Here is an 11,748-nt window from a genome sequence, read left to right on the forward strand (position 1 = left end):
TTAGTTTGAACTGATGGTAAAAACAAATCATTATGAGTACTACAGAAAATCAAATTGCTAAAACCATTTTTCCCAAAGGAGACTTAGCTTCTTCAGATTATTTTACAGGAAAAGCATGGGTAAAAATGCTGGTTCCCAATGATCCTGTTTTAAATACTGCAGTGGGTAATGTTGTTTTTGAAGCCGGAGCACGCAACAATTGGCATACACATCCTGGTGGACAAATTTTGATCGTCACTCAGGGAAAAGGCTTTTATCAGGAAGAAGGAAAGTCTGTTCAATTGCTTCAGGAAGGGGATGTTGTGAATATTCAGCCGGAAGTAAAACATTGGCACGGAGCTTCTCCTGACAGTGAATTTACTCATATTGCAATTAGTACTTGTACCGAAAAAGGCATTGTAGACTGGCTTGAGCCGGTTACCGATGAACAATACAACAGCTTTAAATGACTTGAAGTCTAAGTGTTGTGCTGTCTGATAATTGAAAGCAGCTTTTATGGTCGGGTTATTTTAAAAAAGAAATCAATCTCAAAAAATCAATTTTATGTCAACACCTTACACTTCTGTTATTGAAGAGGGAAAAATCCCGAATACCTATATGACTGGTGATGTTTCGTATAAAAAGCAAACCAGTGCTATTCATCCTGATAATACGGTTATAAAAGAAGTTTCTTTTGAACCTGGTTCAAGATGTAATTGGCATGTTAATCCAACACTGCAATTGTTTATTGCTACGAACGGGATTGGCTATTTTCAGGAAAAAGGAAAAGCCATCCGACTGCTTCATAAAGACGAAGTAGTTACGATTCTGCCCGGAATAGAACACTGGTACGGAGCCACCCCGTTCAGTTCGTTTTCGCACATCGCTATTATTACAGAAATTGATAAAGGAACCGGAATTTGGTTCGATAGCGTAACCGATGAAGAATATTACAGTTACGGGAAGTAAGTTTAATTAGATAATTCTAAGTGGAGAGGTTTGTGTTTTGATAATGTGAAACGTAAAATGTGCGACGTAAAACCTGAAACTTGAAACCTGAAACCTGAAACAAATAAAACTTGAAACTCGAAACAAATAAAACTAAAAAAACAATAAAAACATGGAAGTAAAAAACATAAAAGCCTTTGGAACAGAGGCTGCGGATGCACCGTTGCAGACATTAGACATTCAGCGAAGAGCGGTATTGGCTCATGATGTAGAAATAGAAATTTTATATTGTGGAATTTGTCATTCCGATTTGCATTCCGCCAGAAACGAATGGCACGGGACGATTTATCCAATAGTTCCGGGGCATGAGATTGTGGGGAGGGTAACAAAAGTGGGAGATCACGTAAAGAATTTCAAAGTAGGCGATTTGGCCGGAGTAGGCTGTATGGTTGATTCTTGTAGGGAATGTGAGCATTGTAAAGGCGATTTAGAGCAATTTTGTGATGCCGGAAGTACTTTAACTTTTAATTCTCCGGACACGCATTTAGGCGGTCAAACGTTTGGAGGATATTCACAAAGTATTGTAGTCGATGAGAATTATGTGCTGCATATTTCTGATAAATTAGATCTTGCAGGTGTTGCGCCATTGCTTTGTGCAGGTATCACAACCTATTCACCGTTAAGACACTGGAATGTAGGTCCCGGGCAAAAAGTGGGGATTGTTGGTATTGGCGGTCTAGGGCATATGGGAATCAAATTAGCGAAAGCAATGGGGGCTCATGTGGTTGTTTTTACAACTTCATTGTCTAAAACCGAAGATGCAAAACGTTTAGGGGCAGATGAGGTGGTACTGTCTACAGATCCTGAGCAAATGGCGAAATACACTAAAAGCCTGAATTTTATTCTGGACTGCGTGTCGGCAGAACACAATATTGATGCTTATTTAAATCTGTTAAAAGTGGATGGAACGCTGACTTTGGTTGGTGCTCCGATGGAACCTCTTCCGGTAACTTCGTTCAGTCTTTTATTGGGAAGAAGAAGTTTTGCGGGTTCTGCTATTGGCGGGATCAAGGAAACTCAGGAAATGCTTGATTTTTGTGCTGAACATAACATTACTGCCGATATTGAATTGATTGGCGTAAACGAAGTAAATGATGCTTATGAAAGGCTGTTAAAAGGAGATATTAAGTATCGTTTTGTAATTGATATGGCTTCTTTATAGTTTTTTTTAAGGTTCTGAGGTACTAAGTTGCTGAGATGCTAAAGTTTATTGAAACGGTGTAACCTGATGTGAAAAACAAACCCCTTAAGGAATTTATTTCTTAAGGGGTTTGTTGTTTTTTGGAGAGAATGGGTGATGAGTTGAAGGGGTATTTATGCTTTAATTTTTAGGGTGGAATGGAATAAATTAACCTGAATATTGATGTTCAAAGAAGAGGTATTTGTTTGATATAAAATAGGGTTAAAGAAATGAGGTTATTGAGAATAAAAAGGGCTGTTTTTTGATACTGACAGTTTGTCTTGTTGTGTTTTGTTTTTGTTTTGAATTGTTTTGTTTCCAGTGTTTTAGGTTTGTTTTGTTAAATTGCAACTTTATGATTGTTTTTTGATCAAAACGATTTAGAAATGAAACAAAAAAGCCGGAAGAATTTTAGTTTTAACTCTAATTTCTTCGGAGAAAAAACACTCTTTTGAGGAAAAAAAATGCTTGAGGTTTTAAATTTTAAATTTTGTCAAAGGGAACAATATGGCTTCAAAATAAATTCCGTTGAATGTGGTTTTAATTGCTTGTTGATGAGTTTTTTAAGTAATGCTAAGTGTAGAAGCTTTGAGAGAAAGGTTATTGCTTTAATAGTATTGTTTTTTTATTTAATAGTTGCAATAGTGGTTTTTAAATATAAAGTATAAGTTTTGATTAATGATTATAACTTATTTAATAATAGTAATCTATGTTTTATTTCTGTGATTTTTAAAAATAATATTCAACACCTAACAACATCGTTTTTTAGTATAAGCAAAGAATCTAAAGGTGAAATTCATTTCTTTCACATAGCTGATGTATTGGTAAGGAAATGGGAGGCTTTTACTTTATTGTAGAAAAGTGTGTTTTGGTTCGAAGGAATAAATTTTAGAATGAAATGTTAATTGTTGTTAAAGTTGACCAAATTTTTGAATCAGAGGGATTGTTATTTTAAGAAAGTAATTTTGATATACAGGGGATTTTGTTAATTTTTTGATTCGTCTGTCTTTTTTTAGAAACATCAAATTCAATAATTCAGTTTTTCAATTGAAATAAATACTATTTTTGTGTCGTGAAATGGATAACAATCATATTATCGATTTATTTAATGGCGCTTTCCAATATGCCTTGTGCAGATATGGAAATCAATAGTGCTGCTCACAAAACAGCTCAGTTTTCTTCTGAAGCCAATCACACACACGATAAAGACAATGATTTATGCTCGCCTTTCTGTGCGTGCAATTGTTGTGGAGCGCAGGTTTTAAGTTATCAGACTTTCTTAAGCTTTGATTTCCCTGTTGCGCATTCCATCATCTCAATTCCATTACCCAACTACAATTCTGTTTTTGCTTCCAGTTTCTACGGAAGTGTCTGGCAGCCCCCACAAATAGCATAATGATGCCCACCCGATAAGTCGGAATGTGGGTTAGAGCGTTGCGGATCTTCCGCAGTATTTAAATAGGCAACACTTTGCCTCATTTCTCACATCATTATATTATTAAAATGTTAGATAAAATCATACAGTTTAGTATAAAGAATAAGTTCGTTATACTATTATTAACTCTTGTATTAATAGCCTGGGGAAGCTATTCGATCAAACAATTACCCTTAGATGCTTTGCCTGACGTAACCAACAATCAGGTGCAGATTATTACCACAGCACCTACTTTGGCCAGTCAGGAAGTCGAACAATTAATTACCTATCCTTTAGAGCAGGCCGTAAAAACAGTTCCGGATATCATAGAGCTTCGCAGTATTTCACGTTTCGGATTATCAGTAGTTACGGTCGTTTTTGAGGACGATGTGAACATTTATTGGGCCAGGGAACAGATATTTCAACGTCTTAAACAGGCAGAAGAGAATATCCCAGCTTATGCCGGTTCCCCTGAATTGGCCCCAATCAGTACCGGTTTAGGGGAAATCTATCAGTACGATGTCTATGCCAAGAAAGGCTATGAAGACAAATACGATGCTATAAAACTACGTACCATTCAGGACTGGATCATTATCCCGCAATTACAGGGTATCAAAGGCGTAGCCGATGTAAGTACCTGGGTGGAAAACTAAAGCAATACGAAATTGCCGTAAATCCAAATACACTGAACAGTTTGGGAGTTACCATCACAGAGATTTTTGATGCACTCGAAAAAAACAATCAAAATACAGGAGGTGCCTATATCGAAAAAGACCAGTTTGCGTACTTCATTCGTGGTGTTGGTATGGCGAAAGGAACCAAAGACTTAGGAAATGTAGTAGTGAAAAACCGAAATGGTTCGCCCGTTTTGGTTCGTGATGTAGCCGAAGTTCGCGAAGGTGTTGCCTTGCGTTACGGAGCTTCAACGAAAGATGGAAAAGGGGAAATTGTTTCCGGAATGGTTTTGATGTTAAAAGGAGAAAACTCCAGCGCCGTAGTCAATAGAATTCATGAAAGAATGATTCAGATCAATAAAAGTCTGCCCGAAGGAGTTGTTGCTGAAGCTTTTATCGACAGAGGAAAGTTGGTAGACAGCGCTATTGGAACCGTTTCAAAGAACTTATTAGAAGGAGCTTTGATCGTTATTTTTGTACTAATCTTATTTCTGGGGAATCTTCGTGCAGGTTTAATTGTAGCTTCGGTTATTCCACTGGCCATGCTTTTTGCCGTTATTTTAATGAATGCTTTCGGCGTAAGCGGAAATCTGATGAGTCTTGGGGCAATCGACTTTGGAATTATCGTGGACGGAGCTGTAATTATTGTGGAAGCCACCATGCACCACTTGCAGCAGCTCAAACGCAAGAAAGCGTTAACACAAAATGAAATGGATGCCGAAGTGTACAATTCGGCTTCGAAAATCAGAAACAGTGCTGCTTTTGGGGAAATCATTATCCTGATCGTGTATCTGCCAATTCTTGCTTTGGTTGGAACTGAAGGTAAAATGTTTAAGCCGATGGCGATGACAGTAGGTTTTGCAGTTGCAGGAGCCTTTATTCTTTCTTTGACTTACGTACCGATGATGAGTGCGATGTTCTTATCTAAAAGTACTGAACACAAAGAAAATTTCAGCGACAGAATGATGGCGTGGCTAGAAGCTGTTTATACACCATTTTTGAAAAAAGCACTACAGTTTAAAAAGGTAGTTTTAGGTGTATCGCTGGGTTTATTTGCCCTTGGTTTAGTTGTTTTCAATTCAATGGGAGGAGAGTTTATACCAACCATCGAAGAAGGTGATTTGGCTATAAATGCAACTATCATGACCGGAAGTTCGTTAACCCAGATGGTGGAAACTACTACGAAATACGAACAGATCTTAAAAGCTAAATTTCCTGAGATTAAAACCATCGTAACCAAAATTGGAAGCGGGGAAATTCCAACCGATCCGATGCCTATCGAAAGTGGTGATTTGATCATTGTTTTGAAAGACAAAAAAGAATGGAAAGGCAAATATGACAACTGGGAAGATTTAGCTAATGCCATGAAAAAGAAATGGAAGTCATTCCGGGAGCCAATATCGAGATCTCTCAGCCTATTCAGATGCGATTTAACGAATTAATGACAGGAAGCCGAAGTGATATAGCCATTAAGATTTTTGGAGACGATCTGGAGATTCTGGACGCTAAAGCAACAGAGTTAATTTCGAAAATTAAAAGTATTGAAGGGATAGGCGATTTAAAAGCCGATAAAGTTACCGGTTTACCGCAAATTACGGTGAAATACGACTACAATAAAATCGCTTTATACGGATTGAATATTTCAGATATCAATCAAATTATACGTTCGTCTTTTGCGGGAGAAAGTGCCGGAAAAATCTATGATGAAAGCAAAAGGTTTGATGTTGTAGTGCGAATGAATGAAAACAATCGTGCCGATATTACAGATGTGAGTAATTTGTTTATCCCATTGCCTAACGGACAGCAGGTACCGCTTTCGCAAGTGGCTACAGTCGAGTACGAACAAGGGCCGGTACAGGTAATCCGTGAAAACGGAAAACGCAGAATCACGGTTGGACTAAACGTTCGTGGCCGTGATATCAAAAGTGTGGTAGAAGAAATTCAGCAAAGACTGGATAAGGACTACAAACTTCCGGCAGGGTATTATGTAACCTACGGAGGTCAGTTTGAGAATTTAATAGAAGCTACTAAACGACTTTCGGTAGCGCTTCCAATCGCTTTAGGATTGATATTGGTGTTACTGTATTTTACTTTTAAAAGTTTCAAGCAGGCCGGATTGATTTTTACAGCCATTCCATTGTCAGCAATCGGGGGAGTTTTTGCACTCTGGATGCGCGGAATGCCGTTTAGTATTTCGGCAGGTATTGGTTTCATTGCTTTGTTTGGAATTGCGGTTTTAAACGGAATTGTATTGATTTCATATTTCAATCAGCTCAAAAAAGAGGGAGTTTTTGATCCGCTGCAACGAGTTCTAATTGGGACCAAAACCAGATTGCGTCCGGTTTTAATGACTGCTGCCGTAGCTTCGTTAGGATTCTTGCCAATGGCATTGTCTACAAGCGGAGGAGCAGAGGTACAAAAACCTTTGGCAACCGTAGTAATTGGGGGATTAGTCTCAGCAACTTTACTGACATTAATTGTTTTGCCAATTCTGTATTTGTTGTTAGAGAAGAAGTTTAACGACAAAAAAGATAATTAGATAATTACTGATTAGTGTAAAATGATTTCTCTTGCAGATTTAGCTGATTTTGCAAATTTATTAAAACAAGAATCGAAGAATAGCTGATTTTACGAGAGGAAAGAATAATTTTTCATGCAGGTTTAAACAGATTACATATAAAAAGTAAAAATCTGCTCAAGCAGCAAAATCTGCGAGAAACAAAAAATATAAAAATGAAAAACATACTAAAGCATATAAACACAAGCTCCTTTGCGCACCTTGCGAAAGATGCATTGCGTGCTTTGCGGTTAAACAAGCTGGCACTAGCACTCTTGTTTGTAACGACACTAACAACAGCACAGCAAAAAATCAGTCTCGAAAAAGCAATCGAACTGGCAAAATCAAACAACATTGATTTGAAGATTGCCGATAAGGAAATTGAAAAACAGAACGTTTTGAAAAAGACGGCATTTCAGGCAGATCCGCTTCAGGTGCAATACCAGGGCGGGCAGTTCAATAGTGCCGATTACGACCATAATGTTTCCGTACAACAGTTTTTTCCGTTAGGGAATGTCACAAAAGCCAATCGACAATTGCAGGAAGAATTAGCAAAACTGGCAGAAAAACGAAAAGCGTTATCGACTTATGAAGTAGAAAAAGCCGTTACTCTTGCCTATTATCAATACCTGTACGGCGTTTCCATTCAAAAGCTAAACTCGGAACTGAATGAAATCTACACAAAATTCCTGAAGAATGCTGAGCTTCGTTTTAAAACCGGAGAAAGCGGAAATATTGAAGTCATAAGTGCAAAGGCAAAAGTAAAAGAGATTGAAACTCAAAAAGCACAGATAGAATTTGATTTAGCGATTTACCAAAAGCAGCTGCAGTTTTTTGTACAAACGGATGAGAGTATCATTCCGGACGATCAAACTACATTGCAATATGCAATTGTGAAAGAAGACGGAACCTCGAAAGCAGAGACTTTAACAACCGATTTTTATCAGCAGCAAATTTCGGTGTATCAAAAAGAAGCCAATACACACAAAGCCATGCGAACACCAAAAGTTGGATTAGGATATTTTGCACAAACGATCAACACGCAATCCTTGTTTCAGGGTTTTACGGCGGGATTGCAGATTCCGTTGTTTGGAGGGGTAAATACAGCAAAAGCTAAGGCTTCGGCAATCAGTATTTCGCAGTCGCAACTGGCTTTGGATAAAAATAAGCTGACGCTGAATCTGCAAAAACAGGAATTGCAAAACAATTTCGAGAAGCAGCAAAAAGCAATGGACTATTTTCAAAAAGAAGGATTGCAGTATGCCGATCAGATTATTAGTACGGCCCAGAAAAGTTATGCCAATGGCGATTTGAGTTATTGGTCGTACATCAGTTTCTTAAATCAGGCAATTGATATTAAGAAACAATATACAGAGGCCACGCACAACTTTAATCAAAGTGCAATCGAATTGCAATTTCCAACCATCAAAAACAATTAAAATGAAACAGATCAATAATAATACAGCAGTAAAAAGGACAAAGGTTTTATCGCAAAGAAAGTTCGCTTATTTAGGATTAATGGCCGCTTCGATAATGGTTTTAGCGTCCTGTGGTCAAAAGAAAACAGAAGAAGCTCCGGAGGAAGAAAAATCGCAAACAGAAGTTGCTTTAAACGAAGCGCAATATAAAACGGTTGGGATTGAAACTGGTTTGGTAGAAAACAGAAACCTTAACAAGGTTATTAAAGCCAACGGTTACACTACCGTTCCGCCACAAAATTCAGCCGAAGTCTCGACTTTAATAGGAGGAACAGTCAAAGATATTTTTGTTTTGGAAGGAACGTACGTTAACAAAGGAAAAGTACTGGCGACCATTCAAAACCTGGAAGTAATAGAAATGCAGGAAGAATATCATTCGGCTGTAGCCAATATCGAATACCTGCAATTGGAATACAACCGTCAGAAAACGCTGAGCGATGAAAATGTAAATCCAAGGAAAACATTTCAGGAAGTAAAATCAAAATTGGCAGCAGAAAGAGCCCGTGCACAGGCTGCGAAGAACAAATTGGAAGCGTTGCATGTCAGTACTAAAGGAAGCACTTCGTTAGTCCCGGTTGTAGCGCCAATCAACGGTTATGTAGGGAAGATAAGTATTGCAAAAGGAGCTTATGCTCAAACCGGAGTTGTTTTATTTGAAGTGGTTGATAACAGTCAGATGCATTTGGATTTGAACGTGTATGAAAAAGATCTGGGGTCAATTTCAATTGGTCAGGTTATTGACTTTGTTTTAACCAATCAGTCCAATAAATCCATTAAAGGGAAGATTTTCGGAATTAATAAGTCTTTTTCAAACGAAAGTAAAACCGTTGCGGTACATGCTAAAATCGAATCTGCTGACGCTAAAGGACTGATTCCGGGGATGTACGTTTCGGCTAACATTAATATTACAAATGCTACCGTTCCTGCGTTACCAAAAGATGCCGTAGTCCGAAATGCCGATAAGTATTTTGTTTATGTGGAAGAAGAAGCACATGAGGAGAAGAAAACGCCGGAAAAAGGAAATCATGAGAAAGAAGTTCATTTTAGAGCAGTGGAAGTTATTCCGGGCACTACAGATTTGGGCTTTACAGAAATAAAATTTGTAGAAAATGTTGATCCAAATGCAAAAATCGTAACGAAAGGAGCTTTTTATTTGCTTTCGGCTATGAAAGGCGGGGGAGAACATGATCATTAAATTTTGATCGGGGCAAAGGTTCAGAGGCACAAAGGGACAAAGGTCTTTTTGTAGAAATGCATGGCAGTCTATCTCGTCGGGAACCTGTAAGTTCTTGGATAGCTTCCTGCTTTGCACTGCCTTTGCCAGATTAATTGTTATTGCCTAAAAACTATTAATACAAAATCCGTAAATTTAGAACATTATTGAAACAAAGTTTAAACTTGGAACTTTGAAACCTAAAACTTTAAATTTCTCATGGAACATCTACATAAAGAAGAAAAGATTAAAAAGAATAAAATAAATCAACCCGGTTCCTGCTGCTCACATGACGAGCCCGTACATTCAGACGATGACGGGCACGATCACGGTCATAGTGCGGATAGTGGATGGTTTAGAATGTTTTTACCGGCCATTATTTCCTTTGTTTTATTGCTGATTGGAATTGGATTCGATCAGTATTTCGAACAAAATTGGTTTTCGGGGCCTGTTAGAATCGCCTGGTATGTCATCGCTTATCTGCCGGTGGGATTCCCTGTTTTAAAGGAAGCTTACGAAAGCATCAGAAAGGGCGATGTGTTTTCGGAGTTTTTCCTGATGAGTATCGCCACCATCGGAGCATTTGCCATTGGAGAATTTCCGGAAGGTGTTGCTGTGATGTTGTTTTATACCATTGGAGAGAACTTTCAGGGATTGGCAGTCAGTCGTGCCAAATCAAACATAAAAAGCTTGTTGGACCAGCGTCCTGATGAGGTAAGTGTTTTGGAAAATAATGTTGCGACTAAAGTTAAAGCTGCTGATGTTGCCATTGGAGCTATTGTGCAGCTAAAAGCAGGGGAAAAACTAGGACTGGACGGAGAATTACTTTCCGATTCGGCTTCCTTTAATACCGCAGCACTTACAGGAGAAAGTAAACCGGACACCAAAGTAAAAGGAGAAGCTGTTTTGGCCGGAATGATTAACGGAAGTACCATTGCATTGGTAAAAGTAACGGCAGCCTACAACGACAGTAAATTGTCTAAGATTCTGGAAATGGTTCAGAATGCCGTTACTAAAAAAGCTCCTGCAGAATTGTTCATTCGAAAATTTGCTAAGATTTATACGCCTATTGTAGTCTATCTGGCGATTGCCATTTGCTTGTTGCCGATGCTTTTTGTATCCGATTATGTGTTTAGTGACTGGTTGTACAGAGCATTGGTTTTTCTGGTAATTTCGTGTCCTTGTGCTTTGGTGATCAGTATTCCGCTAGGCTATTTTGGCGGAATCGGAGCAGCGAGCAAGAACGGTATCCTGTTTAAAGGAAGTAATTTCTTAGACAGTATCTCGACCATTCAGAATGTTGTGATGGACAAAACAGGTACAATGACCGAAGGTGTCTTTAAAGTTCAGGAAGTGATTATTCAGGACGGTTTTGACAGAGACGAAATTTTAAAATTGGTCAATGTACTTGAAAGTCAGAGTACACACCCCGTTGCAACTGCGATTCACAATTATGTAGGACAAATTGATTCTTCGATAACACTGAAAAACGTCGAAGAGATTTCCGGACACGGATTAAAAGCGGAAATAAACGGAAAAGAACTGCATGTAGGGAATTTTAAACTGATGGATAAATTTGGGATCATTTACAATGTTGATCCCAATGCCGTGGTTTATACGACCATTGCCATCGCTTACGACAATAAGTTTGCAGGTTATTTAACCATTGCCGATGAAATTAAAGCAGATGCACAAGAGTCAGTAACCAAATTGAAAGCGCTTGGAGTTAAAGTAACCATGCTGAGCGGTGATAAAACCAATGTGGTGGAGTTTGTTGCCAGAACTTTAGGCATTACAAACGCTTTTGGAGATTTATTACCAGAAGATAAAGTCAATAAACTGAATGAAATTAAAGATAAAAACGAAACAGTTGCTTTTGTTGGGGATGGTGTAAACGATGCTCCGGTAATTGCTTTAAGCACGGTTGGAATTGCGATGGGAGGGCTTGGCAGTGATGCCACGATCGAAACTGCCGATGTGGTCATTCAGGACGATAAACCAAGTAAGATTCCGATGGCGATAAACATTGGGAAACAAACCAAAAAAATCGTCTGGCAAAATATTACTCTGGCCTTCGTTGTAAAAGCTGTTGTACTTATCTTGGGTGCCGGCGGACTGGCAACCATGTGGGAGGCTGTTTTTGCGGATGTCGGAGTAGCCTTATTAGCCATACTGAATGCTGTAAGGATTCAGAAAATGAAATTTTAAGATAAAGAAACCGTTTCAGAGTTTAAACTGAAACGGT

The 11,748-nt window shown here is 38.4% G+C and carries 7 protein-coding genes and 1 pseudogene; all 8 read left to right on the plus strand.

Annotated elements, in window-relative coordinates; all coding sequences use genetic code 11:
* The first annotated feature begins 32 nt into the window (after nt 1–32).
* The 8 genes and pseudogenes from M4I44_RS14135 to M4I44_RS14170 all read left to right on the plus strand — a co-directional run bounded on the left by M4I44_RS14135 (nt 33) and on the right by M4I44_RS14170 (nt 11,711).
* Nucleotides 33–449 carry a cupin domain-containing protein gene (locus M4I44_RS14135; protein ID WP_070908474.1) on the plus strand — a complete coding sequence of 139 codons (417 nt, stop codon included), beginning with the start codon at nt 33–35 and terminating at the stop codon, nt 447–449.
* Nucleotides 450–543: 94 nt separating this feature from the next.
* The gene (locus M4I44_RS14140) at nt 544–948 is read left to right on the plus strand and encodes a cupin domain-containing protein (protein WP_070908473.1); all 405 of its coding nucleotides are present in this window, start codon (nt 544–546) and stop codon (nt 946–948) included.
* 151 nt (nt 949–1,099) lie between these two features.
* On the plus strand, nt 1,100–2,149 hold the full coding sequence (locus M4I44_RS14145; RefSeq protein ID WP_249965080.1) for an NAD(P)-dependent alcohol dehydrogenase: 1,050 nt from the start codon (nt 1,100–1,102) through the stop codon (nt 2,147–2,149).
* Between the two features lie 1,090 nt (nt 2,150–3,239).
* Nucleotides 3,240–3,563 (plus strand): DUF6660 family protein, encoded by a 324-nt coding sequence (locus M4I44_RS14150; protein WP_035746830.1) that lies wholly within the window; start codon nt 3,240–3,242, stop codon nt 3,561–3,563.
* A 107-nt stretch (nt 3,564–3,670) separates the two neighbouring features.
* A pseudogene (locus tag M4I44_RS14155) lies at nt 3,671–6,794 on the plus strand (efflux RND transporter permease subunit).
* Between the two features lie 194 nt (nt 6,795–6,988).
* Nucleotides 6,989–8,251 (plus strand): TolC family protein, encoded by a 1,263-nt coding sequence (locus M4I44_RS14160; RefSeq protein WP_249965081.1) that lies wholly within the window; start codon nt 6,989–6,991, stop codon nt 8,249–8,251.
* 1 nt (nt 8,252) lies between these two features.
* The gene (locus tag M4I44_RS14165) at nt 8,253–9,485 is read left to right on the plus strand and encodes an efflux RND transporter periplasmic adaptor subunit (protein ID WP_249965082.1); all 1,233 of its coding nucleotides are present in this window, start codon (nt 8,253–8,255) and stop codon (nt 9,483–9,485) included.
* Between the two features lie 237 nt (nt 9,486–9,722).
* Nucleotides 9,723–11,711, plus strand: a complete 1,989-nt coding sequence (locus tag M4I44_RS14170; protein ID WP_249965083.1) for a heavy metal translocating P-type ATPase — start codon at nt 9,723–9,725, stop codon at nt 11,709–11,711.
* Nucleotides 11,712–11,748: the final 37 nt, after the last annotated feature.

Source organism: Flavobacterium sp. B183 (assembly GCF_023539155.1).
In the GTDB taxonomy this organism is placed as follows: Bacteria; Bacteroidota; Bacteroidia; order Flavobacteriales; family Flavobacteriaceae; genus Flavobacterium; species Flavobacterium tructae.